This is a genomic window from Kitasatospora sp. NPDC036755, from assembly GCF_040636595.1.
In the GTDB taxonomy this organism is placed as follows: domain Bacteria; phylum Actinomycetota; class Actinomycetes; order Streptomycetales; family Streptomycetaceae; genus Kitasatospora.
In genome coordinates, this window is record NZ_JBEZUT010000012.1 from 22,705 (window position 1) to 45,740 (window position 23,036).

The 23,036-nt window shown below is 73.6% G+C and carries 22 protein-coding genes; 9 read left to right on the forward strand and 13 right to left on the reverse strand.

Annotated features, from left to right (window positions below):
• Positions 1-63 precede the first annotated feature (63 nt).
• Complete coding sequence (locus AB0E96_RS03300) at positions 64-1,341, forward strand: hypothetical protein (protein WP_359817834.1); 1,278 nt, start codon at positions 64-66, stop codon at positions 1,339-1,341.
• A 142-nt stretch (positions 1,342-1,483) separates the two neighbouring features.
• Here AB0E96_RS03300 and AB0E96_RS03305 read toward each other — a convergent pair whose 3' ends face one another.
• The 6 genes from AB0E96_RS03305 to AB0E96_RS03330 all read right to left on the reverse strand — a co-directional run bounded on the left by AB0E96_RS03305 (position 1,484) and on the right by AB0E96_RS03330 (position 7,523).
• A complete protein-coding gene (locus AB0E96_RS03305; RefSeq protein WP_359817836.1) occupies positions 1,484-2,389 on the reverse strand; it encodes an alpha/beta hydrolase in 906 nt (301 codons plus the stop codon).
• Positions 2,386-3,471, reverse strand: a complete 1,086-nt coding sequence (locus AB0E96_RS03310) for a branched-chain amino acid ABC transporter permease (protein ID WP_359817838.1) — start codon at positions 3,469-3,471, stop codon at positions 2,386-2,388. Before AB0E96_RS03310 ends, AB0E96_RS03305 begins: the two co-directional genes overlap by 4 nt.
• A 251-nt stretch (positions 3,472-3,722) precedes the next feature.
• Positions 3,723-4,589, reverse strand: a complete 867-nt coding sequence (locus tag AB0E96_RS03315; RefSeq protein WP_359817840.1) for a branched-chain amino acid ABC transporter permease — start codon at positions 4,587-4,589, stop codon at positions 3,723-3,725.
• A complete protein-coding gene (locus AB0E96_RS03320; RefSeq protein WP_359817842.1) occupies positions 4,589-5,353 on the reverse strand; it encodes an ABC transporter ATP-binding protein in 765 nt (254 codons plus the stop codon). Before AB0E96_RS03320 ends, AB0E96_RS03315 begins: the two co-directional genes overlap by 1 nt.
• Before the next feature lie 86 nt (positions 5,354-5,439).
• Positions 5,440-6,246: an ABC transporter ATP-binding protein gene (locus tag AB0E96_RS03325; protein WP_359817844.1), complete on the reverse strand. Its 807-nt coding sequence runs from the start codon at positions 6,244-6,246 to the stop codon at positions 5,440-5,442.
• A 5-nt stretch (positions 6,247-6,251) separates the two neighbouring features.
• Positions 6,252-7,523 carry a substrate-binding domain-containing protein gene (locus tag AB0E96_RS03330; RefSeq protein ID WP_359817846.1) on the reverse strand — a complete coding sequence of 424 codons (1,272 nt, stop codon included), beginning with the start codon at positions 7,521-7,523 and terminating at the stop codon, positions 6,252-6,254.
• 507 nt (positions 7,524-8,030) lie between these two features.
• Here AB0E96_RS03330 and AB0E96_RS03335 point away from each other — a divergent pair.
• From AB0E96_RS03335 to AB0E96_RS03350, 4 genes are all read left to right on the forward strand, one after another.
• Positions 8,031-8,792: a CoA transferase subunit A gene (locus tag AB0E96_RS03335; RefSeq protein ID WP_359817848.1), complete on the forward strand. Its 762-nt coding sequence runs from the start codon at positions 8,031-8,033 to the stop codon at positions 8,790-8,792.
• Between the two features lie 4 nt (positions 8,793-8,796).
• Positions 8,797-9,513, forward strand: coding sequence for a 3-oxoacid CoA-transferase subunit B (locus tag AB0E96_RS03340; RefSeq protein ID WP_359817850.1), 717 nt, complete (start codon positions 8,797-8,799; stop codon positions 9,511-9,513).
• A 497-nt stretch (positions 9,514-10,010) separates the two neighbouring features.
• The gene (locus AB0E96_RS03345; RefSeq protein WP_359817852.1) at positions 10,011-12,080 is read left to right on the forward strand and encodes a cellulose synthase catalytic subunit; all 2,070 of its coding nucleotides are present in this window, start codon (positions 10,011-10,013) and stop codon (positions 12,078-12,080) included.
• A 179-nt stretch (positions 12,081-12,259) separates the two neighbouring features.
• Entirely contained in the window at positions 12,260-14,119 is a 1,860-nt protein-coding gene (locus AB0E96_RS03350; RefSeq protein ID WP_359817888.1) for a kelch motif-containing protein, read from the forward strand.
• Positions 14,120-14,209: 90 nt separating this feature from the next.
• Here the strand turns inward: AB0E96_RS03350 and AB0E96_RS03355 are convergent, their stop codons facing one another.
• The 3 genes from AB0E96_RS03355 to AB0E96_RS03365 form a co-directional block, all read right to left on the reverse strand.
• Positions 14,210-15,250 (reverse strand): glycoside hydrolase family 6 protein, encoded by a 1,041-nt coding sequence (locus AB0E96_RS03355; protein ID WP_359817854.1) that lies wholly within the window; start codon positions 15,248-15,250, stop codon positions 14,210-14,212.
• 240 nt (positions 15,251-15,490) lie between these two features.
• On the reverse strand, positions 15,491-16,219 hold the full coding sequence (locus tag AB0E96_RS03360) for a uracil-DNA glycosylase (RefSeq protein ID WP_359817856.1): 729 nt from the start codon (positions 16,217-16,219) through the stop codon (positions 15,491-15,493).
• A gap of 241 nt (positions 16,220-16,460) precedes the next feature.
• Positions 16,461-17,240, reverse strand: coding sequence for an HAD-IIA family hydrolase (locus AB0E96_RS03365; RefSeq protein ID WP_359817858.1), 780 nt, complete (start codon positions 17,238-17,240; stop codon positions 16,461-16,463).
• A 273-nt stretch (positions 17,241-17,513) separates the two neighbouring features.
• On the opposite strand from AB0E96_RS03365, the gene AB0E96_RS03370 reads away from it, so the two are divergent.
• Both AB0E96_RS03370 and AB0E96_RS03375 read left to right on the forward strand, forming a co-directional pair.
• Positions 17,514-18,590, forward strand: coding sequence for a Gfo/Idh/MocA family oxidoreductase (locus tag AB0E96_RS03370; protein WP_359817860.1), 1,077 nt, complete (start codon positions 17,514-17,516; stop codon positions 18,588-18,590).
• 72 nt (positions 18,591-18,662) lie between these two features.
• Positions 18,663-19,265, forward strand: a complete 603-nt coding sequence (locus tag AB0E96_RS03375; RefSeq protein ID WP_359817862.1) for a hypothetical protein — start codon at positions 18,663-18,665, stop codon at positions 19,263-19,265.
• Here the strand turns inward: AB0E96_RS03375 and AB0E96_RS03380 are convergent.
• Both AB0E96_RS03380 and AB0E96_RS03385 read right to left on the reverse strand, forming a co-directional pair.
• Positions 19,252-19,617, reverse strand: coding sequence for a type II toxin-antitoxin system VapC family toxin (locus tag AB0E96_RS03380; protein ID WP_359817864.1), 366 nt, complete (start codon positions 19,615-19,617; stop codon positions 19,252-19,254). The two genes, AB0E96_RS03375 and AB0E96_RS03380, sit on opposite strands and share 14 nt — an antisense overlap.
• 49 nt (positions 19,618-19,666) lie before the next feature.
• On the reverse strand, positions 19,667-19,951 hold the full coding sequence (locus AB0E96_RS03385; RefSeq protein WP_196950091.1) for a type II toxin-antitoxin system prevent-host-death family antitoxin: 285 nt from the start codon (positions 19,949-19,951) through the stop codon (positions 19,667-19,669).
• A 265-nt stretch (positions 19,952-20,216) separates the two neighbouring features.
• Here AB0E96_RS03385 and AB0E96_RS03390 point away from each other — a divergent pair, with 265 nt between their 5' ends.
• Both AB0E96_RS03390 and AB0E96_RS03395 read left to right on the forward strand, forming a co-directional pair.
• On the forward strand, positions 20,217-20,510 hold the full coding sequence (locus AB0E96_RS03390; protein WP_359817866.1) for a DUF6412 domain-containing protein: 294 nt from the start codon (positions 20,217-20,219) through the stop codon (positions 20,508-20,510).
• A gap of 87 nt (positions 20,511-20,597) precedes the next feature.
• A complete protein-coding gene (locus AB0E96_RS03395) occupies positions 20,598-21,317 on the forward strand; it encodes a YidC/Oxa1 family membrane protein insertase (protein WP_359817867.1) in 720 nt (239 codons plus the stop codon).
• Between the two features lie 118 nt (positions 21,318-21,435).
• Here AB0E96_RS03395 and AB0E96_RS03400 read toward each other — a convergent pair whose 3' ends face one another.
• On the reverse strand, positions 21,436-22,119 hold the full coding sequence (locus tag AB0E96_RS03400; RefSeq protein WP_359817868.1) for an HAD family hydrolase: 684 nt from the start codon (positions 22,117-22,119) through the stop codon (positions 21,436-21,438).
• Between the two features lie 51 nt (positions 22,120-22,170).
• Positions 22,171-22,746: an NUDIX domain-containing protein gene (locus AB0E96_RS03405; RefSeq protein ID WP_359817870.1), complete on the reverse strand. Its 576-nt coding sequence runs from the start codon at positions 22,744-22,746 to the stop codon at positions 22,171-22,173.
• Between the last annotated feature and the right edge of the window lie 290 nt (positions 22,747-23,036).

Here is a 23,036-nt window from a genome sequence, read left to right on the forward strand (position 1 = left end):
CCCGATTTGACCGGTGCGGCTGCGGGCCGCCCTCACCACCGGTATCGGCATCCAGGGGAGACGATGACCAACATCTCGCGCAGGACGGTGCTCAGTGCGACCGCCGCGACCGCTGCCCTCGGCGCGGTCACGGCCTGCTCCAGCGGCGGGTCCGGTTCGGGCCGGGGCACCACCTCCCCCGGTCCCGGCGGCGCGAGCACCAACCCGGCCGGGACCGGCGACCCCACCCAGGCGGTGGTGCCCAAGGGCACCCCGATCGGCGACGGTTCCAACGCGGACACCGGCCCCCAGCCGAACCAGCCCAAGCCCGAGAAGCTCAAGCCGGGCGAGCGCCCGCCCCAGTTCGTGGTCTTCTCCTGGGACGGCGCCGGCGGCACCGAGGACGGCCAGTTCCCCCGCTTCCTGAAGCTGGCGGAGCAGTACAAGGCCACGATGACCTTCTTCCTCTCCGGCATCTACGCCCTGCCCAAGGGCAAGGCCGACCTCTACCACCCGCCGAAGCACTCGGTCGGCGCCTCCGACATCCCGTACCTGTCGGACGGCGCGGTGAAGAGCACGCTCAAGCTCATCAGCCAGGCCTGGCTGGCCGGGCACGAGATCGGCACCCACTTCAACGGGCACTTCTGCTCCAGCCGTCCGGACAAGAACGGGGTCAACATGTGGACCCCCGAGGACTGGCAGAGCGAGATCGACCAGGCGATCGGCTTCGTCACCCAGTGGCGGACCAACACCGGCTTCACCGACGTCGACCCGCTCCCCTTCGACTACAAGAAGGAGCTCATCGGCGGCCGCACCCCGTGTCTGGAGGGCCAGAAGGCGCTGCTGCCGACCATCGCCAAGCTGGGCTGGAAGTACGACGCCAGTTCCTCGGGCGGGCTGCAGATATGGCCGCAGAAGGTGCAGGACGGCAAGGTCTGGGACTTCCCGCTGCAGTCCATCCCCTTTCCCGGGCACAACTTCCAGGTCCTGTCGATGGACTACAACATCCTGGCCAACCAGTCCAAGGGCAGCACCAAGGGCGACCCCGCCATGTACGGCGAGTGGCGCACCCAGGCCGCCAACTCCTACCTCGCGGGCTTCGAGCGGGCGTACAACAGCAACCGCGCGCCGTTCTTCATCGGCAACCACTTCGAGCAGTGGAACGGCGGCATCTACATGGACGCCGTCGAGGAGACCCTCAAGAGCATCGCGGGCAAGCCCGATGTCCGGCTGGTCTCCTTCAAGCAGCTGGTCGAGTGGCTGGAGGTGCAGGACCAGTCCACCGTGCGCAAGCTGCGCTCGCTCAACGTCGGCCAGGCGCCGGCGGGCGGCTGGGAGAGCTTCCTCGGCACGGCGGGCTGACCCGCCCGGCGCCGGGGCGGGACACCGGCGCGGACACGGACGGCGGATACGGCACCGGTACCGGCCGACGGGGGTTCGGGCCCCGTCGGCCGGTGCGTCGTTCCGGGTCGGCCCGAGGCGGCCGACCGTCCGAGGCGGCCGGCTATCCGGCGGCGGGGACGTCCGCGAGCAGGAGGCGGGCGATGCGCTCCGCCCCGGCCTCGCCCCAGAGGATCGAGTAGTGGTTGGTGTCCGGCACCGGCGAGGCGGGCACCCGCTCCGGGTCCAACCCGGCCAGTGCGATCCGCTCGTGGTCGTAGAGGCCCTGCGGCTCGTCGAGCAGGCCCCGCTCGGCCCAGAGCAGGGCGGCCGGGCAGGGCAGCCGGTGGACGGCGGCGGCCGCGTCCTCGTCCAGCAGGACCTGGGCGCCGTCGGTCTGCACGGCCTCCAGCACGCAGGAGGAGCGCAGTTCGGGCTCCGTGCCGACGAGGTCCCGCTGGGTGTAGGCGTCGATCCCCTCGGTCCACTCACCGGCGAAGGCGGGGTGCCCGCGCCAGAACTCCCGGTAGGCGCCCCGGTCCGGGAAGGTCGTGGACAGCCGGGCCAGTGCGGGGCCGAGCACTGCGGCCAGGGCGTCCTCCTCGCGGATGCCCGGCGGCAGCGGGAAGGTCACCGCTCCGTCGACCAGCAGGACGCGGCGGACCAGGCCGGGGTGCCGGACGGCGGCCAGGGCGGTGACCCAGGCCCCCATCGAGTGGCCGACCACCGTGACGGGCCCCGATCCGAGCGTGCCGATCAGCGCGGCCACGTCGTCGGCGTGCCGGGCCAGCCCGTACGGTCCGGCGACCGAGCGGCTGGCGCCGCGGCCCCGCAGGTCGGGCGCGAGCAGGGTGGCCCGGCCGGCGAGCCGGCGGGCGACCTCGTACCAGGCGAGGCCGTTGGCGGTGATGCCGTGCACCGCCACGATCGTCGGGGCCCGCGGGTCGTCGGCGGGCCAGCGCAGGACGGCCAGGTCCCCACCGGGCACGGGGACGGTCGACTCCTCGGGCTTCAGCGGCGACTGGCTCACGCGGGGGTACCTCCGGTGGGGTGGGCGGTGCCGAGCCCGGCCGTCGCCGGAGCGGAGCGGGCGGACCGGGCGGATCGGATGCGGGCAGGCAGTCTAGCCAGGCCGCCGGGCAGCAGGTAGACCACGGCGACGAACAGGGCGCCCAGCAGGAACAGGGGTTGGGAGAGCGGCACGCGCAGCAGGGCCGGCAGGTCGGCGACGGTCGACGAGTTGGCGAGGTCGCCGAGCCGGTGGCTCGCCCAGGTGTACAGGACACCGCCGAGCAACGGCCCCCAGCGGGTGCCGGAGCCGCCGAGGACGACCATGACCAGGAGCGCGAGCGTGGCGTCCGAGGTGGCGGCCTGCGGGGTGGCGCCGCCGGTCAGCAGCAGGTAGACCACCCCGCCCAGCCCGGCGAGCCCGCCGGCCAGCACGAAGGCGACCAACTTGTAGCCGTAGGGCCGCAGTCCGAGTACCTCGACCCGGCGCTCGTTCTCCTTGATGCCCTCCCAGACCCGGCCGATCGGCGACCTGACGGCCCAGTGGACCGCGGCGAGCGTCAGCACCAGGTAGCCGACGGCGATCCAGTAGAGGTTGGCGGTGTTCTCGATCCCGAGCAGGCCGGAGGGCAGCAGGTCGGCCGGGGCGGACCGGCCCTCCTCGCCGCCGGTGACGCCACCGGGGTTGCGCTGGACGAGGATCGAGCCGGCCTGGGCGAAGGCGAGGGTGACCATGGAGAAGCCGATGCCCGTGACCCGCAGGCTGACCGAGCCGAGCAGCAGGGCCAGCAGTACGGAGCAGGCGACACCGAACACCGCGGCGGCGGCGAACGGCAGCCGGAGCTCCAGCATGCCGAGGTCGGTGGCGTAGAGGCCGGTCGCGAAGTAGAGCGCGTGGCCGAAGGAGAGCAGTCCGGTCCGGCCGAGCAGGAGGTCGTAGCCGGTGGCGAGCGCCCCGTAGAGCAGGCACAGGGCGAGCAGTTGGAGGCTTCCCGGGCTGCCGAGCGGGCCGTCGAGCAGTCCCGGGACGGGAAGCGCACTGTACGGGGCGACAAGGAGCGTGATCAGCAGGGCGATCGGCCACCAGCGTAGCGCTCTGTGCACGCCTGTCCGGCGATTGGTGACTGAATCACCTGTTCGAGGGACGGTGCCGGACTCGGTCCTGTGTTCACCATGGGTCTCGGCAAGGCCGGTGTCAGTCCCCCTTGCCACAGTGGCGGTGTCGGCGGAGCTGGTGTCGGTCCCCCCTGCTGACATGGTGGTCACGGCGGAGCTGGTGTCGGTCCCCCCTGCCGGACGGACGGCGCTGCGGTCGGCCCCGGGGCCACCGGTGCTCGTGATCGGTGTTTCGGCGCTCACGCGAGCCTCCCGGTGAGTCCACGGGGTCGGACGAGAAGCAGCACGGCGAGCAGGACGACGACCGAGAGGTCGCCGAGCCCGGCGCCGGTGTAGTAGTTGGCGAACTGCTGGACGAGGCCGACGCCCACGGAGGCGACGGCGGCTCCGGTCACGGAGCCCATGCCGCCCATCACCACGACGACGAAGGCGAAGATGAGCAGGCCGGTCCCCTGGCCGGGATTGACCGAACCGAAGTAGAGGCCGCCGAGGGCGCCACCGAGGGCGGCGGCCGCCCCGCCGAGGGCGAAGACGAGGGTGAACGCCTTCCGGACGTCGATGCCGAGCGCCGTGACCATCGCCCGGTCCTCGACGCCGGCCCGGACGATCAGCCCGTAGCGGGTGCGGGCGAGGAACAACCGAAGGGCGAGCAGCAACAGTGCGGCGGCGGCCACCAGCACGAACCGGTTGACCGGCACGGTCGCACCGAGCACGTGCCAGGTGCCGGACAGCAGCTCCGGCTGGGGGAAGGGGCGGGAGTCCGCACCCCAGATCCCCATCAGCAGGGCGGGCACGGCGAGCCCGACCCCGACGGTGGCGAGGATCTGGTCGCGGGGTCGGCTGTAGAGCGGCCGGATCAGGAAGAGCTCCAACAGGACGGCGGCGGCCGTTCCGACCAGGGTGCCGAACGGCACCGCGAGCCAGAAGGAGAAGCCGGCCTCGACACCGGCCCACCAGGTGGCGTAGGCGCCGATGGAGAGCAGGGCGCCGTGCGCGAAGTTGAGCACGTCCATCAGACCGAAGATCAGCGACAGACCGGAGGCGACCAGGAAGTACAGCGCACCGAGACCGAGCCCGGTACAGAAGAGGAGGACGACGGTGTCCATCAGGGCTTCACCTCGGCGGTGAGGACGGAGGAGGCGGCGGGCCGGGGCCCGCCGGCGAGCGGGTGGCGGGAGCCGACGCCGAGCAGGCGGCGCGCGGCCTCCTCGTCGGCCAACAGCTCGGCGGTGTCCCCGCGGTGGGCGGTACGGCCGTCGGCCAGGACGGCGCAGGTGCCGGCCAGTCGGCGGACGAGGGCGAGGTTCTGCTCGACCAGCAGGACGGGCACGGCCTCGGCCGCGCGGGCCAGCACGTCGGCCACCTCGGCGACGATCTTCGGGGCCAGGCCCTTGGTGGGCTCGTCGGCGATGATCAACCGGTTGCGGTTGAGCAGCGTCCGGCCGATCGCCACCATCTGCTGCTGACCGCCGGAGAGCGTCCCGGCCAACTGGCCGGCGCGCTGCTTGAGTTCGGGGAAGAGCTCGTGGACGAGCGCGTAGTTCGGCTCACCGGCTTCGCCCCCGCTCCCGGCGGCGCGCTCGGCGAGGCGGAGGTTCTCGGCGACCGTCAGGCCGGCGAAGATCCCCCGGTCCTCGGGCGCGTAGCCGATGCCGTGGCGGACGACCAGATGTGTGGGAAGGGAGGCGAGTTCGGCGCCGTCGAGACGGATGCTTCCGGTGCGCGGCACCAGGCCCATGACGGCCTTGACGGTGGTGGTCTTTCCGGCGCCGTTGCGGCCCAGGAGCGCGGTCACCCCGGCGGGGGCCACATCGAGGTCCACGCCGTGCAGGATGTGCAGCCCGTCGATGACCACCCGCAGATCGCGCACGGAGAGGAGGGGGCCGCCGACGGACGACGGAGAGGAGGCGGAACGCCCCGAAGGAGCGGGGCGCCCGGCGGAGAGCGGAGAGGAGGTCACAACGCCTCACCCAGGTAGGCCTGTTGCACGGTCGGGTCGGCCATCACGGCCTCGGGGGTGTCCAGGGCTAGCAGGGTGCCGTGGTGCATCACCGCGAGCCGGTCGGCCAGGCCGAGCAGGACGTCCATGTGGTGCTCGACCATCAGGACGGTCCGGCCCAGGTCCCGGTGGACGGAACGGATCAGCTCGGTGAGGGCGGGCACCTCCTCCGCGCTGACACCGGCCATCGGCTCGTCCAGCAGGATGAGGCGGGGCTCGGAGACCAGCAGGACGGCCAGCTCCAGCTTGCGCTTCTCCCCGTGGGAGAGCGCGCCGGCCAGGGTGTCCGCGCGGTGGGTGAGTTCGGTGCGCTCCAGGGTGTCGGCCAGCTGCCGCTCGTAGCGGTCGGCGCGGCGCCAGAGCCGGTACGAGGCCCCCGGTCCGGCCGCCGCCTGGGCGGCCAGGCGGACGTGGTCGGCGACGGTCATCCCCGGCCAGAGGGAGGAGGTCTGGAAGGTGCGGCCGAGCCCGCGGCGGGCCCGGGCGTGCACCGTCTCGGCGGTGATGTCCGCGCCGTCGAGGTGGAGGCTGCCGCGGGTCGCCGGGTAGATGCCCGAGATCAGGTTGAACAGGGAGGTCTTGCCGGCGCCGTTGGGCCCGATGAAGGCGATGAACTCGCCTTCGCCGACCGAGAAGGAGACGTCCTCGACGATCGGCACCCCGCGGACGGACCAGCCGAGCCCGTCCAGGCGCAGCACCGGGGAGGAGGACGCGGAGGAGCGCGTGGAGGACGTGGCAGGGGTGGAGGTGGTGCGGGCGGACATGGGGATCAGCCCGCCATCGGGGTGACCGGAGGTGCCGCCTCGTCCGCGGTCAGGGTCTTCTCCACCGAGGGCTTGGCGGCGGCGCCGGTGCCGGTCAGCCGCACCTGGAACATCGGCTGGAGCAGGGCGTGGTCCTCGGCGCGAACCGTGGTCCTTCCCTTCACCCCGTCGAAGCTCCAGCCCTCCAGCGCCTTGACCAGGGCCGAGGTGTCGTCGGCGGAGCCGTGGTTGGACTCGACGGCGTGCACGATCATCTGGGCGGCGGTGAAGCCGTCCGGGGTGAAGATGTCCGTCTTGCCGCCCGCGGCGGTGACGGCCTCGGTCATGGCCTTCTCGACCGGGGTGCCCGCGGCGCCGTCGAAGTAGTGGTTCAGGAAGGAGATCTTCTCGCCGGCCGGGCCGAACAGCGGGTAGGAGGCGGCCAGGTCGAGGCCGGTCACGACCTTGGTGTCGGCGAACACGTCCTGCTGGTTGAGCGCCGTCCACAGGGCCGAGGCGGTGTCGCCGGCCCAGGCGACGAACAGCAGGTCGGGCTTGGCGGTCTTGGCCTGGGTGGCGAAGGGGGTGAGGTCGGTGGCGCTCGGCGGGGCGAGCACCTGGTCGACCGTCGCGCCCTCGGCACCGAGCAGCGCCTTCACGGCGGCCACGTTGGCCTGGCCGAAAGCGTTGTCCTGCGCGAGCACGGTGACCTTCTTGCCCTTGGCGTCACCGACGAACGAGGCCGCGGTCTTGATGTCCTGGTAGGACTGGCGGCCGGAACGGAAGGTGTACGTGTTCAGTCCGGTGGCCTTGTCGGCGGCGGCGGGGCCGCTGATGAAGAGCACCTTGTTCTGGGCGGCGATCGGGCCGACCTGGAGGGCCACCCCGGAGGCGGTGGATCCTGCCAGCACCTTGTAGCCCTTGCCGATCAGGTCCTTGGCGGCGGACACCGCCTTGGCCGGGTCGCCCGCGTCGTCCTGCTCCTCGAACTCGATCTTGTGCCCCTCGACCGCGCCCGTGCCCTTGGTCGCGTAGCCCAGGCCGGCCTTGAAGCCCTCCAGGTACTGCTTGCCGTAGGCGGCCAGCGGCCCGGTCTTGGAGTACACCAGGCCGACCTTGATCGGGCCCTTCGTTCCACCGTCCGCCGCGCTCGTCCCGGCCGTGCCGGCCTTGGCGCAGCCGGAGGCGAGCAGGACGCAGGCCGCGAGGGCGGCGAGCTTCCGCGCCGGGCCGCCGGTCAGGGAGTCGCCCGGGCGAACGCCGGAGGCGGTCCTGGAGGGGGCTGTCGAGCTGCGCATGGTGACCGACTCCTGAGGTGCGGCGGGGTGGATGCGGGAACCGTAGGTGTGCGGTGGGGGCGGCGACATGTGCCCGATCGACGCATCAGCCCGCCGGGATGTGGCGTCAGCCCACATACCGTCGGCCTGCCGCGGCCTCCCTTGCCCGAGGGTGTGGCAGGACGCCATGGGTCGGCGCGGACCCATGGCGGTGGTCGCCATGGCTGCGGAGCCCCTGCCCGGTGACGGTGGAGGGGCGCGGAGCCCGGCCGGCGGCAGCCACCCCAGCGGCGTGCCCGACCCGGTCCCGCCCGGGCAGGACCCCAGCCCTGCCCGGTACGGCCACGGGCTCCGCGCCGTTCCCGAGCCCGCCGGCCCGGCCCTCCCGCCCGTCCCGCCCGTCCCACCGCCGCGCACGCCCCTGCCCCACGCCCGCGGCCCGTCCTCGCTCCGCGCCCCTTCCTCCGCGCCCCTTGCCCCGCCGCTCCCCCTCTCCTCCCTCCTCCCACTCCCTCAAGAGGTGACCCCTTGGACAAGGTCCTGGACTCCCCCGCCGCCGCGGTCGGGGACATCCCCGACGGAGCCGTGCTGGCCGTCGGCGGCTTCGGTCTCTGCGGCATCCCGAGCACCCTGATCGGCGCCCTGGTGGACTCCGGTGCCACCGGACTGCGGGTGGTCTCGAACAACTGCGGGGTGGACGACTGGGGGCTGGGCCTGCTGCTGCGGGCGGGCCGGATCGCCCGGATGACCTCCTCGTACGTCGGGGAGAACAAGGAGTTCGCCCGGCAGTACCTCTCCGGCGAGCTGGAGGTGGAACTGACCCCGCAGGGCACGCTGGCCGAGCGCTTGCGGGCGGGCGGTGCCGGCATCCCGGCGTTCTTCACCCCGGCCGGGGTCGGCACCCAGGTCGAGGAGGGCGGGCTGCCCTGGCGCTACGCGGCCGACGGTTCGGTGGCCCTGGCCTCCCCGCCGAAGGAGGTCCGGGAGTTCGGCGGCCGTCGGTACCTGCTGGAGGAGGCGATCACGGCGGACTTCGCGCTGGTCCGGGCCGAGGTGGCCGACCGGCACGGCAACTGCGTCTTCCACGCCGCCGCCCGCAACTTCAACCCGCTCTGCGCGGCGGCGGGCCGGATCACCCTCGTCGAGGCGGACCGGATCGTCGAGCCGGGCGAGCTCCCCCCGGACGCGGTGCACCTGCCCGGGGTGTACGTCGACCGGGTGGTGGCCGCCGACCCCGGGGACCGCCGCATCGAGCGCCGGACCGTCCGCCCCGCACTCCAGGAGGCCTGACCCGATGCCCACCGAGACCGCCGCCCCCACGCCCGTGGCCGCCGACACCGCTGCCGCCCTCGGCACCGGCGCCGCCGCCTCCCCCGCCCTCGACCCCCGCAACGCCCTGGCCGCCCGCGCCGCCCGCGAGCTGCGCGACGGCCAGTACGTGAACCTGGGCATCGGCCTGCCGACCCTGATCCCCAACCACCTCCCGCCGGGCGTCGAGGTGGTGCTCCACTCGGAGAACGGCATCCTCGGCGTCGGCCCGTACCCGGAGGAGGGCGCCGAGCACGCCGACCTGATCAACGCGGGGAAGGAGACGGTGACGGTCGCCCCCGGCGCCTCCTACTTCGACTCCGCCTTCTCCTTCGGCATGATCCGGGCCGGACGGATCGACGTCTCGGTGCTCGGCGCGATGCAGGTCTCCGCCGCCGGGGACCTCGCCAACTGGATGATCCCCGGCAAGATGGTCAAGGGCATGGGCGGGGCGATGGACCTGGTGCACGGGGCCCGCCGGCTGATCGTGGTGATGGAGCACACCGCCCGCGACGGCTCGCCGAAGATCGTCGAGGGGCTGTCACTTCCGGCTACCGGCCGGGGAGTTGTGGACCGGATCGTCACCGACCTCGCGGTGGTCGACGTGACGCCGGAGGGGCTGCGGGTGGTGGAGACGGCGCCCGGCGTCGGCTTCGCCGAGGTCCAGGCGGCGACCGGCGCCACCCTGCTGCCGCCGCTCTGAGCCAGGCCCGGACCCACGCTCGAAACCGCACACGGAACGGCCGGACCGCCCCTCGGGCGGTCCGGCCGTTCCGCTGCCCCCGCAAACCACCTCGCGGACCGCCCCTCGCGCCACCCCCGGAGCGAATTCCCCGCAATAGCACCACCGCCCGCCATCGCGGCCGGGAACCGCGGCATCTTCATGCCTGGACGGCGCCGATCTCCAGGACTGGTTGCGATCACCGGTGCGCTCAGGGAGAGTTGGGGAGACCAAGGATCCCGACGTGCCCGGAGGGGAAACTGGAAAGTGCATCGGGATCCCGGATTCGAAGCCGCCGTACCGACGCACGACTGAACCGGTCGCACCCGCCGAATGCGCGGGACGCCCCGGCCGATTCCGGCTGAGGCCGACCGGTTCCACCCGTTCCGCCCCGCTCCACCCGGACGGCTCCGAGTCGACGCAGGTCCACGCAGAAGCCGAGCGAGCCGAACCAGGCGCGAACTCCGGGGGGAGCAGCTATGACCACGCCGCCGTTCTCACGACGCAGGGGCGTCGGAACGGCCCGCGGGCGAGGCGCCGGGGAGCTGGACGAGGCCGCACTGAGGGCCGTCCCCGCACCCGAAGCCCCTTATGACTACGGCCACTTCAGTCGGCTCGCCGGTCCGGCGCACGACCCGGACGAGGACGACGACCTCGGCGGCGGCGTCTACTGGCCCGAGCCGGTGCCGCCGCACGGCCGGCCCCTCGATCCGGCCCCCGAGCCGTCCGCCGCGGCTCCCTACCGGGTCCGGTACCGCAGCCTGCTGCGCCGGGAGCCGCACCGGATCCGCGCCGCCCTGCTGATGCTGGCCGCCCCGGTGGTGGAGGCGGTGCTGCTGGTCTGGCTGCTGCTGCCGGAGCACTGGCCCGAGCGGCTGGACGAGACGAACGCCCTGGTGCTGCTGGGCGACAAGGTGATGATCGGCATCATCGCCGTCGTCGAGGTGTTCCGGCTGGTCAACGTGGTCTCCAACACCCACGCCACGCTGGTCGCCCGCGATCCCGTCCCGGTGACGCCGGAGTCCGGTACCCGGGTCGCCTTCCTCACCACCTGTGTGCCGGGGAAGGAGCCGCCGGAGATGGTCCGGGCCACGCTGACCGCGGCCCGGGCCGTGAGACACGACGGACCGTACGACGTCTGGCTGTTGGACGAGGGAAACGATCCTGCAATGCAGGCGCTCTGCACCGAGTTGGGGGTCCGCCACTTCAGCCGCGCCGGCCGGCCGCACTGGAACCGGCCGAAGGGCCGCTTCCGCGCCGGGACCAAGCACGGCAACTACAACGCCTGGCTCCAGGCCCACGGCGACGACTACGAGTTCTGGGTGTCCGTGGACACCGACCACGTCCCGCTGCCCGACTTCTGCGAACGGATGCTCGGCTACTTCCGCGACCCCGACGTGGCATTCGTGGTCGGCCCCCAGGTGTACGGGAACTACCGCAGCTCGGGTTCGGCCGTCACCAAATTCTCCGAGAGCCAGCAGTACCTCTTCCACGCCCTCATCCAACGCGCCGGAAACCGTTACGGCGCACCGATGTTCGTGGGCACCAACAACGCCGTCAGAATCCGCGCGCTCCAGTCGATCGGCGGGTTGTACGACTCCATCACCGAGGACATGGCGACCGGCCTGGAGTTCCACCGGAGCCGGAACCCGGAGACCGGGGAACGCTGGAAGTCCGTGTACACCCCGGACGTGCTCGCGGTCGGCGAAGGACCGTCCTCCTGGACGGACTTCTTCTCCCAGCAACTGCGCTGGAGCCGCGGCACCTACGAGACCCTGCTCACCCGGTACTGGCGGGTGCTGTGGCAGCTGTCGCCCGGCCGGCTGCTCAACTACTCGCTGATGGTGGGCTTCTACCCGATGGCGGCGCTCACCTGGCTGCTCGGCGGCCTGTCCAGCGTGCTCTACCTGGGCTTCGGCGCCTCGGGCGTGCACGTCTCCTCGGAGATCTGGATGATGCTCTACAGCGACGCCGCCGCGCTCCAACTCCTCCTGTACACCTGGAACCGCAAGCACAACGTGAGCCCGCACGAGCCGGCCGGCTCCTCCGGCGTCGCCGGCATGGTGATGTCGGCGCTCTGCGGCCCGGTCTACGCGGCCTCCCTGCTCCAGGCGCTCGTCCGCCGCCGCAGCCGCTTCGTGGTGACGCCCAAGGGCAGCTCGGCCAGCACCGACCGGCTCTCCACCTTCCGCTTCCACCTGTTCTGGACGCTGGTGTTCGCCGGCGCGATCACCGCGTCCCACTTCACCGGCTACGACCACGTCGCGATGCGCACCTGGGCCTGGATCGCCCTGCTGCTCACCCTCCTGCCGGTCCTGATCAGCGCCGGTGACGCCGTCCGCCGGCGCCGGACCCGCCCCACCGCCACCCTCACCGTCACCGGCGGCCCGTCCTCCACCCCGACCGTCCTCCTGGAGAAGCGCCGTCCCCGCCACGCCCGCGACCCCCGGGCTCCCCGGCCCGCCCGCACACCACCGGCGCCGCCGTTCACCCGGGCCGCCTCCGACCGCACCGAGGACCGCACCGAGGACCGCACGCCCCTGTCCTGACCGGAGCCACGCCCGAGCACCCCGGGCAGCCCCGAGCAGAGCCGCCAGCACCCCGAGCAGCCCCCGAGCAGAACCGCCCCGACCGCCTCCCGAGGGGAACACCCACCGTGAAGATCCACAAGGCCGGCCGCACCAAGCGCCTCGCCCTCGGCAGCACCGTGGCGCTGACCGTGGCCGGGATGAACGCCCCGGCCGTCCTCGGCTTCGCCTCCGAGCAGTACCACCACTACGTGATCAACCGCCCCGAGTACAAGGCCCGGTACGGCCACTGGCAGACCCTGTCGCTGCCCACCGAGTTCCGGGTCAACGCCGTGCACGCGACCCTGCTGCGCACCGGCAAGGTCCTGATCGTGGCCGGTTCCGGCAACGACGAGAAGCAGTTCACCGCGGGCACCTTCAAGAGCCTGCTCTGGGATCCGGCCGGGAACACCTACAAGCTGGTCCCCACCCCGGCCGACATGTTCTGCGGCGGCCACACCTCGCTGCCGGACGGCCGGGTCCTGGTGGCCGGCGGCACCCAGCGCTACGAGAAGCTGGCCGGCGCCGTGAAGAAGGCCGCCGGCGTCATGCGGGTGCGCAACGAGAGCCCGGAGCGCGCCCGGACCTTCCCCAAGGGCACCGTCTTCGTCTCCCCGGACGGCCACGAGTACGCCAGCACCGCCCCCGTGACCGTCCCGGCCGCGACCAAGACCGGCTCCGGCCGGCAGACCGTGGTCACCGCCGGCGAGCAGCACGTGTACGTGGAGGCGGTCGGCGCCGGCCCGGACTACGTGTCCGGCTCCCCCGCCCAGTTCCGGATCAAGGGCCTGGACGGCACCGACGCCCACAACCTGTACGGGCAGAACGAGAAGCTGACCCTGGACAAGCAGGAGTACCAGGGCATCCGCGCCGCCTTCGAGTTCAACCCGGACACCGAACTGTACGAGCCCGTCACCGACATGGCCCACGCCCGGTGGTACCCGACGCTGACCGGGCTGGGCGACGGCCGGGTGGTCACCGTCTCCGGGCTGGACGACACCGGCGAGATCCTCAGCGGCAACGACAACGAGATCTACGACCCGAAGACCAAGTCCTGGTCCAAGGGCCCCGACCACTACTTCCCGACCTACCCGGCGATCTTCCTGACCGACTCCGGCAAGCTCTTCTACTCGGGCTCCAACGGCGGCTACGGCCCCGGCGACAAGGGCCGCGAGCCCGGCCTGTGGGACGTGTCGACCGGGGCCTTCCAGCCCGTCCCCGGCCTGCGCGACCCCGCGCTGACCGAGACCTCCTCCTCGGTGCTGCTGCCGCCCGCGCAGGCGCAGAAGGTGATGGTGCTCGGCGGCGGCGGCGTCGGCGAGTCCCCGCTGTCCACGGCCCGCACCGACATCGCGGACCTCTCCCACCCCGCGCCCGCGTTCACCCCCGGCCCGGACCTGCCGGCCGGCGGCACCCGCTACCTCAACAGCGTGATCCTCCCGGACGACACCGTCTTCACCACCGGCGGCTCCAGCGGCTACCGCGGCCGGGGCGACAGCGACCTGCTCAAGGCGCAGGTGTACCACCCGGACACCAACAGCTTCAGCACCGCCGCCGAGCCGACCGTCGGCCGCGACTACCACTCCGAGGCGCTGCTGCTGCCGGACGGCCGGGTGGCCGTGCTCGGCTCCAACCCGCTCTTCGCGGACAAGGCCGAGACCCAGCCGGGCGGCTTCGAGCAGCGCATCGAGATCTACACCCCGCCGTACCTGTACCACGGCGACCGCCCGCAGGCCGGCGCCGTTCCGCGGACGGCCGGGCTCGGCACCACCCTCGCCGTCGGCACCGCGCGACCGGAGGCGGTCGCCACCGCCAAGCTGATCCGGCCCAGTTCGGTCACCCATGTGACGGACGTCGAGCAGCGCTCGGTGGCCCTGGACGTCACCGGACGGACGGCGGACGGCGTCTCGCTCGCCCTGCCCCGCAACCCCGACCTGCTGCCGCCGGGCTGGTACATGCTGTTCCTGACGGACGCCGCCGGCACCCCGTCGGTCGCCCGCTGGATCCAGGTCACCGCCTGACGCACCGGAGCCCACCGGCCGGTACGCCGGAAACCCACCGCCTGACGCGCCGGACATCGCCGGCCGGCGCGTCGGCCGGCGCGGGCGGCCTCAGCGCGCCGCCTGCGCCAGCCCGAGCGCGTACGGAAGCCAGAACTCGCCCGCCCGCGGCTCGCCCCGGCCGCAGTCGCCGTCCGACTCCCCCGGGTTCTTGATCCACAGGTAGGCGTCCACCCCGGGCCGCCCGGTCTCGGTGGTCGGCCGCTCGCCGATCGCCCGCCCGGGCGGGTTGCACCAGGAGTCGCCGCCCAGCGCCCCGTTGCCGCTGCGGCTGGTGTCGATGACGAAGTTCTTCCCGCCCAGGGCCGCGGAGAGCCGGGCGCCGTACGCCGCGTTCCGGTCGGTGTCGTAGAAGTTGGCGACGTTCACGGCGAATCCGTCCGCCGCCGCGATGCCGGACTTGCGCAGGGCGGTGGCCAGTTCCTCCGGGTCCTGCGCCCAGCCGGGGTTGCCCGCGTCCAGGTAGACCCGCGCGTTCGGGTTCTTCTTCAACTCCTGGACGGCGAAGGCCAGGAGGCCGTACCGCTCGGCGGCCAGGTCGCCCTTGATCCCGCAGGTGTCCAGGGTGTGGGCGACGGCGTCCGGCTCCAGGACGACCCAGGCCTTGCGGTCGGCGAGGGCCTTGGCGACGCCGGTGATCCAGGACCGGTAGGCGGCCGCGTCGGGGGCGCCGCCGGCCGAGTACTGGCCGCAGTCGCGGTGCGGGATGTCGTAGGCGACGAAGACCGCCGTGCGGCCCGCCTCGGCGGCCCGCCGGCTCACCTGCTCGGCGATCTCCTGGGCGCCCTGCTCACCGAGCCACTGCGAGGAGGGCTGGGCGGCGATGCGCAGCAGCGTGTCGGCCTCCGCCGTCCGGCCCTGGCCGCGCAGCGCGGTCACCTGGTGGGCGGCGTTGGTCCGGTCGGAGACGTAGAAGGCCTGCCCGGGGAGTTGGGCGAAGCCCGTCCCCGCACCTGCCTCCGTACCGGCGGTGGGGGCGGCGGAACCGCCGTCCGGCCGGCCGCCGTGAGAACCTCCGCCGCCCGGACCGCCGCAGCCCGTCCCGGCCGCCAGCACCACCCCGGCCAGCAGCGCTCCCGCGGCCCCCCGCAACGTCCCTGTCCGCCCCAGCCCGTGCACGTACCGCCCCTCCCGGCGCCGGTCCGGCGACCGGTCGCCACCAGCTAAGCACACCCGGCACCGGCCGGCGGCCACCGCCGGTGAACGCCAAGTGGCCGTGGACGAACGGGACATCGAACCCGTCCGGCCCACGGCCACCGACGCCGGCACCGGGGATCACACCCAGGAGGCACCCGGCAGTGCTCAGGAACGCTCAGGAGCGCCCGAAGGGGCTCAGGCCTCCTTCAGGTTCGGCACCCGCCAGTCGATCGACTCGGCGCCGAAGGAGTCCAGCGCGGCGTTGATCTGCGAGAACGGACGGCTGCCGAAGAACAGCTTGGCGGAGAGCGGCGACGGGTGCGCGCCCTGCACCACCACGTGCTTGGCGGTGTCGATCAGCGGCAGCTTCTTCTTCGCGTAGTTGCCCCACAGCACGAAGACGACCGGCTCCTCGCGGTCGCTGACCGCCTTGATCACCGCGTCGGTGAACTTCTCCCAGCCCTTCGCCTTGTGCGAGTTGGCCTCGTGCGCGCGGACCGTGAGCACCGCGTTGAGCAGCAGCACGCCCTGCTCGGCCCAGTGCATCAGGTAGCCGTTGTCCGGGGCGGGAACGCCCAGGTCGGCGTCCAGCTCCTTGAAGATGTTGCGCAGCGACGGCGGCGTCTTGGTGCCCGGCAGCACCGAGAAGCTCATGCCGTGGGCCTGGCCGTTGTCGTGGTACGGGTCCTGGCCGAGCACGAGCACCCGGACCTTGTCGTACGGCGTCGCCTCCAGCGCGGCGAACTCCTGGCCGCTCGGCGGGAACACCTCGTGCTCCGCGCGCTGGGCCGCCACGAAGGCCTCCAGCTCGGCGAAGTACGGCTTCTCCGTCTCGGCGCCCAGCACCCCGCGCCAGGACTCGGGCAGCTCCAGCCCGCCGCCCGCGCCGGCCTCGACCACGCCCGCCTCGACCGTGTCCGTCACGACATCTACCTCCCACACCGCGGCTGCTGCGCCGCTCGCCCTCTATCACCCCGAACGCTACACAGCCCCACCGACAACTCACTCCCCCAGAGCGGGTTCCGGGCCCCGGAGGCCGTCCCCGTCCGCCCGCGGACACGCGGCGGCCCCGCCCCGGCGACCGGCCGGAACGGGGCCCACGACGGCACCGCGACGAACGGGGCGTGCCCGGCCGCTCGGACCGGGCACGGGCCGCCGGACGCGGTCAGATCAGCTCGACCAGGTCCGCGATCGACTGGACCACGCGGCTCGGCCGGTACGGGAAGCGCTCCACGTCGGCGGCGGAGGTCAGGCCGGTGAGCACCAGGATGGTCTCCATGCCGGCCTCCATGCCCGCGACGATGTCGGTGTCCATCCGGTCGCCGATCATCACCGCCGTCTCGGAGTGGGCGCCGGCCGTGTTCAGCGCCTCGCGCATCATCAGCGGGTTGGGCTTGCCGACGAAGTACGGCTCGACGCCGGTCGCCTTGGTGATCAGGGCCGCGACCGAACCGGTGGCCGGCAGCACGCCCTCGGTGGAGGGGCCGGTCTCGTCCGGGTTGGTGCAGATGAACCGGGCGCCCTGGTTGATCAGGCGGATCGCCTTGGTGAGCGCCTCGAAGGAGTAGGTGCGGGTCTCGCCGAGGACCACGTAGTCGGGGTTGTTGTCGGTCAGCACGTAGCCGGCCTGGTACAGCGCGGTGGTCAGCCCCGCCTCGCCGATCACGTACGCGGTCCCGTTCGGCCGCTGGCTCTTGAGGAACTTGGCGGTGGCCAGGGCTGAGGTCCAGATGCACTCCTCGGGCACCTCCAGCCCCATCCCGGCCAGCCGGGCGCTGAGGTCGCGCGGGGTGTAGATGGAGTTGTTGGTCAGGACCAGGAACGGCTTGCCGGACTCCCGCAGCTTGCGCAGGAACTCCTCCGCCCCCGGGATCGGCGTGCCCTCGTGGATGAGGACCCCGTCCATGTCGGTCAGCCAGGACTCGATGGGCTTGCGCTCTGCCACGTGCGTGTCTCCCGAAGTGTTGCAGTGTGTTGCGTCATACGAGGGGGCCCTGACGCGGCCCAGCCTAAACCGCCCGGGTGTCCGGGGACAGAACGTCCGCCCACCGGAACGGCAGCCCGCGCACCGGTGCCGACCGTGCACCGGCCGTACGCCGGCACCGGCCGCCCGCCGTCCCCGGGAGGCCTCCGCCCACGGGAGGCCGCCGCCCGCCCCCGCGGGAGCGGCCGTGCACCAAACCGGGAGCAACCGGTCGACTCGTGATTGAGTAGGCGCATGACACCGCAGACGACCTCCGGTCCGTTCCGCGTCGGCCTGATCGGCTACGGCCTGGCCGGCTCCGCGTTCCACGCGCCGCTGATCGCCAGCACGCCGGGGCTGCGGCTGGACGCCGTCGTCACGGCCAATGCCGACCGGCGTGCCCAGCTGGCGCGCGAGCACCCCGGCGCCCGCGCCGTGGACACGCCCGAGCAGCTGCTCGCCGCCCCGGACGCGCTCGACCTGGTCGTCATCGCCTCGCCCAACCGCACCCACGCGCCGCTCGCCCGCGCCGCCCTGCGGGCCGGCCTGGCCACCGTGGTGGACAAGCCGCTGGCCGGCACCGCCGCCGAGGCGCTGGAGCTGTGCCGGCTCGCCGAGGAGCGGGGCGTCCTGCTCTCGGTGTTCCACAACCGGCGCTGGGACGGCGACTTCCTCACCGCGAGCCGGCTGGTGCGCGGCGGCGCGCTCGGCCGGGTGCACCGCTTCGAGTCCCGCTTCGAGCGGTTCCGTCCCAAGCCCAAGCCGGGCTGGCGGGAGCTGGCCGACCCGGCCGAGGTCGGCGGCACCCTGTACGACCTGGGCAGCCACCTGGTCGACCAGGCGCTCACCCTGTTCGGGCCGGTCGAGACGGTGTACGCGGAGATCGACGTGCGGCGCGACGGCGCGGTGGTGGACGACGACGCCTTCCTCGCCCTCACCCACGCCTCCGGCACCCGCTCGCACCTGTGGACCAGCGCCATCACCCCGCTGATCGGCCCCCGGCTACGGGTGCTCGGCGACACCGCCGGCTACGTGAAGCCCGGCATGGACCCGCAGGAGGCCGACCTGCGGGCGGGCCTGCGCCCCGACGGCAGCCGCCCCTGGGGCGCCGACCAGCCCTCGCACTACGGCACCCTCGGCACCGACGAGTCCGCGATCTCGCTGCCCACCGACCCGGGCGACTACCCCGCCTTCTACGCCGGCATCGCCGCCGCCCTGGCCACCCCGGGCACTCCGCCGCCGGTCGACCCGCGCGACGCGGTGGCCGCCCTGGCCGTGCTGGAGGCCGCCCGTACCTCCGCCGCGACCGGAACGGCGGTCCGCCCGGGCTGACGCGCGGTCCGCCCGGGCCGGCGCACGGTCCGTCGGCTCCGCCGCCCGGAACGCCGCTCCTACGATGGTCGGATGAACAGTCAGCGGGGGCGGCAGGTCGACGTCGAGGAGCGCCTGCGTCGCGAGCGGGAGTGGTCCGCCGAGCAGAAGAAGCGCGAGAAGGCCTGGACCGCGGAGTTCGAGCAGCGCCAGGAGGCCCGGGCGGCCGAGGAGCTCGCACGCCAGGAGGGCCTGTCGACCGCGAGGGAGCGGGAAGCCTGGGCGCGCGGCGAGCGGGACGGCTCGATCGGCTACGTCGACGTGACCGGGCCCGACCGCCGCCCCGTTCGGATCGCGGTGGTGTGGCTCGGCCGCCTCGGGGCCACCGCGAGGCCCCTGCACGCCTACGACCCCATGCGGCACGTCGACGGCAGCGGCTCCGGCGGCGAGGGCGTCCTCCTGCTCATCCCGATCGCCGCCCTCCTGGGGCTGAACTTCGGGCTCCGCTGGCTGCTCCTCGCCCTGCTCGGCCGCCCCCGCTGGGCCGTGGCCGCCAAGGCGGGACGCGACCGGGGCAAGCGCGGGGGCAACACCGTCCTGCTGCGCACGCGGGACCGGAGGCAGGCCCTGAGGTACGCGGCCGCGCTGGCCGACCGGGTCGAACGGGACGGCACCGCCGCCCTCACACCCCGATGACCTCCACCGCCGAGCCCAGCCCCCGGAAGTCCGCCACGTTGCGGGTGTACAGCGGCAGCCCGTGGGCCGAGGCGACCGCGGCGATCATCAGGTCGATCCGGCGCGGGCGCGGCTGCCGTCCGGCGGCGATGGTGAGGGTGACCAGCGTGCCGTAGCGGGCGGCGGCGGCCGCGTCGAACGGCAGCGGGTCGAAGTCGGCCATGGCCGCGCCCAGCACCTCCAGCCGGGCGGCCCGGCTGGCCGGGTCCCGGGCCATCGACACGCCCTGCTGAAGCTCGGCGAAGGTGATCGCGGTCAGCTCCGGCACGGCCGGCAGGTCGGACGCGTTGAGCAGCGCCAGGTCGATGTACACGCACGTGTCCAGCACCCCGGCGGGCCGCCGCCGGGACGCTCTGCGGCGCTCAGCCACGCCGCCGCTCGAACGGGTCGTCGCCCTCGTCGCCCACCAGTTCCTCGGGCCCGAAGTACTCCTCGGACTCCTTGCGCATCTGCTGGTAGTCCACCCGCGGCAGCTTCACGTGCCGCGCCACCAGCTCCTCCGCCGTGAGCCGTCGACGCCCGGACACCGGCCGCAGCTCGGCGACCTCGACCCCGTTCCTGGTGATGTGGAAGGTCTCGCCCGCCTCCACCGCGTCCATCACCGCGGCGGAGTTGTTCCGGAACTCCCGCTGGGTAATCGTCTTCACCCTTCCACGGTAGCCCCGTGTAGCCCCGTCGGCTACACCCCCGCGCGGGCCCGTACGGACCCCCGCCCGACGCCGTACGGACCCCGCCGCGCCGGCCCGCCCGGTCCCCCGGGAGGGCGCCGAGCCGTCCCGGGCGCGGGTGTGCCCCGGGGATGCCCCGCGGGGATGGGGGATTTCCCTGATGGCGACGGGAACCCGGGCGGTCATAGGATCGTCGTGTTGGTACGTCAGGAATCCGACGGGACACCGGGAGGGGGAGCGCGCCGTGGCCGTGGTCGCGATGCTGCTGGGCCTGCTCCGGGTGTTGACCGGGGAGTTGGTGGCCGACAGCGGGACGCTGGCGTCGGTCGCCGCGGTCGCGGCCGTGGCGCTGGTGGCCGGGGCGGTCGCCGGAGCGCTGGCCGGGGCCCGGTTGTCGGGGGTACGGGCGCCGGCGGCGGTGCGCAGCGGGGTGCTGCGGCGCCGGGCGTTCCGTACGGCGTTCCTTCCGCAGCGTGATCCGGACGCCCGGGGCAGGCGACGCCCCAGGGCGCCGGGGGCGGCCCTGGCGGCCGCGTAAGCACCCTCGCACGTTTCGCAAGACGTTCTTCGTGGCCGTCCTCCGCCGATCGCTCATGTCCTGAGACCCCGGAGGGCTCGCTTCACCATGTCCGTACTCGCCGTTCTCGACCCTGCCGTCGCCCTGGCGCACGCCGTCGTCGCCGCCGTCGCCCAGCTGGTGCCGACCGCACTGGCCATCGTCCTGTTCACCGTCGCCGTCCGGCTGGCGCTGCATCCGCTGGCGCGGGCGGCGGCACGCGGGGAGAAGGCCAGGGCGCGGTTGGCGCCGAGGGTCGCCGCGTTGCAGCGCAAGCACAAGGACCGGCCGGAGCGGCTGCGGGAGGCGCTGGCCGAGCTGTACCGCGAGGAGAAGGCGTCGCCGTTCGCGGGGTGCCTGCCGGTGCTGGTGCAGATTCCGTTCTTCTCGGTGATGTACCGCCTGTTCACCACCCCGAACGACCTGCTCGACCACACCCTGTTCGGCGTTCCGCTGGGCCTGCACGTCACGGGTGCGCACGGCGCCGGGCAGTGGGCGGTGTTCGGGGTGCTGTTCGCCGGGCTGACGGCGGTCGGGGTGGTCAACTTCCGCCGGGCGAGGCGCGCGGCCGCGGTGGCGAAGGCGGCGGCGCCCGGGACGGCGCGGCCCGCCCCGCAGCCGGGGGCGGGCCTGCTGCCGTACCTGTCGTTCGGGTCGGTGCTGTTCGCGGCGCTGGTGCCGGCGGCCGCCGTGCTCTACCTGCTGACGGCCGGCGTCTGGTCCGCCGCCGAGCGGGCCTGGCTGTACCGGGACGGGACGCCGGTGCCGGCTTCGGCGATGGTGGGTTGACGCCCCCCCGGGGGGGCGGTCGTCCGAGGGGCGGTCATCCGGGATACGGCCGACGGGCGCGGCCGGCGGGCGCGGCCTGCGGGTGCGGCCTGCGGGTGCGGCCCGCCTGGCGTGGCCGTCAGAAGTGGCGCAGCAGCTCGGGAAAGGCCGCGAGCTGCAGCGTCGCCTCGTCCGGGCCGAGTTCGGTGTGCTCCAGCACCCAGGTGTGCTCGTGCGGGATGAAGACGGTGCGCAGGCCGGCCCGGCGGGCGGGGGCGATGTCGGACTTGGGCGAGTTGCCGATCATCCAGGTCCGGCCCGGGTCGAGGTCGAGCTCGGCGGTGAGCTGCTGGTAGGTGTCGACCGACTTCTCGGCGACGATGTGGATGCCGCGGAAGTGGTGGTCGATGGTGGAGTCGGTCACCTTGCGCTGCTGTTCGCCCTGGTCGCCCTTGGTGAGCAGCAGCAGGTGGTGGCGGTCGGCGAGGGCGGCCAGGGTGTCGGCGACGCCGGCGATCAGTTCGACGTTCCGGCTGGTCAGCGGGGTGAGCAGGTCGTCGATCCGGGCCTGGTCCTCCACCGTGGGGGTGCGGCCGCTGAGCTGCCGCAGGCAGTCGGCGAGGCTCTGCCGGAAGACGGTGGCGCCGTAGCCGAGGGTGGCGGAGTTGGCGGCCTCGATCTCGTTCAGCAGGGCCCTGGTGCGCGCCTGCTCGGCCGGGGTGGCGACCCAGTCCAGGAAGCCGTCGATGGCCCGCTCGAAGAGGACGTTGTTCTCCCAGAGCGTGTCGTCGGCGTCGAAGATCAGGATCTGGTCGGTGTGCATCCGGTGGTCTCCAGAGGAGGGGTGGGAAGGGCGTGCGGGCGGGGCGGCCGGTCAGTCGGCCGGGAGCAGGCGGGCGGCGCGGTCGAGCGTCTCACGGAGGTTGTCCTCGGTGGTCCGCCGCTTGGCCTCCTCGACGGTGAGCCACTCCAGCGGGGACGCCGGGTTCTCCGGCCGGGCCGCCCCGGGGGTGTCGGTGGCGAGCAGGAAGCGCAGGTCGGCGTGGGCGTGCGCGGGTTCGGCGGGCGAGGCGGGGACGGGCACCACGGCGAGGTGGACGAGGGCGGGGCCGGGCCAGGGGGTGAGGTCGGCGAGGCCGGTCTCCTCCAGGCCCTCGCGGAGGGCGATGTCCAGCGGCGAGCTCTCCCCCGGGTCGCCGTGGCCGCCGACGTGCAGCCAGGCCTGTTGGCGGACGTGCCAGCGCAGCAGCACGCGGCGGGTGGGCGGGTGGACGATCAGCGCGGAGGCGGTGAAGTGGAGCGGGAAGGTGCCCCGGTCCCAGGCGTCGGGGACGTCGAGGAGGCCGCGGGCCCGCTCGTGGTCGGCGGTCTCCACCGGGCCCTGCGGGCGGTGGTCGTGCAGCAGTCGGGCCGGGTCGGGGCTCTGGGACGGGCCGCCCGTGGTCACCATGGGTCTGCGCTCCTCGTTCCGCTCCGGCGGCCCGCACGGACCGCGCGGACCGTGCGGACGGCGTCGACCGGCGTGCGGGAACGGGCGGTCGTCGGCGGGCGGTCGGCGACGGGCGGTGGGGCCCGGGGCTTCGGGTTCCGGCGAACCCGCGCAGCCTAGCCCGCGGCGGTTCGGGCGGCCCACCGGTTTTCGCCGCCGCCCGCCGGGGCGCCCGGCGGACATTTCGGCCGGCACTCCGACAGGCGCCCCGGAGGGGTGCCCCGGCAGACGTTCCGCTGCCGTCCACCTCC

Coding starts and splice junctions, on each gene's coding strand:
- AB0E96_RS03300 (WP_359817834.1), top strand. CDS start 64: ATGACCAACATCTCGCGCAGGACGGTGCTCAGTGCGACCGCCGCGACC.
- AB0E96_RS03315 (WP_359817840.1), bottom strand. CDS start 4,589: ATGGACACCGTCGTCCTCCTCTTCTGTACCGGGCTCGGTCTCGGTGCG.
- AB0E96_RS03325 (WP_359817844.1), bottom strand. CDS start 6,246: ATGTCCGCCCGCACCACCTCCACCCCTGCCACGTCCTCCACGCGCTCC.
- AB0E96_RS03330 (WP_359817846.1), bottom strand. CDS start 7,523: ATGCGCAGCTCGACAGCCCCCTCCAGGACCGCCTCCGGCGTTCGCCCG.
- AB0E96_RS03340 (WP_359817850.1), top strand. CDS start 8,797: ATGCCCACCGAGACCGCCGCCCCCACGCCCGTGGCCGCCGACACCGCT.
- AB0E96_RS03345 (WP_359817852.1), top strand. CDS start 10,011: ATGACCACGCCGCCGTTCTCACGACGCAGGGGCGTCGGAACGGCCCGC.
- AB0E96_RS03350 (WP_359817888.1), top strand. CDS start 12,260: ATGAACGCCCCGGCCGTCCTCGGCTTCGCCTCCGAGCAGTACCACCAC.
- AB0E96_RS03370 (WP_359817860.1), top strand. CDS start 17,514: ATGACACCGCAGACGACCTCCGGTCCGTTCCGCGTCGGCCTGATCGGC.
- AB0E96_RS03375 (WP_359817862.1), top strand. CDS start 18,663: ATGAACAGTCAGCGGGGGCGGCAGGTCGACGTCGAGGAGCGCCTGCGT.
- AB0E96_RS03395 (WP_359817867.1), top strand. CDS start 20,598: ATGTCCGTACTCGCCGTTCTCGACCCTGCCGTCGCCCTGGCGCACGCC.
- AB0E96_RS03400 (WP_359817868.1), bottom strand. CDS start 22,119: ATGCACACCGACCAGATCCTGATCTTCGACGCCGACGACACGCTCTGG.
- AB0E96_RS03405 (WP_359817870.1), bottom strand. CDS start 22,746: ATGGTGACCACGGGCGGCCCGTCCCAGAGCCCCGACCCGGCCCGACTG.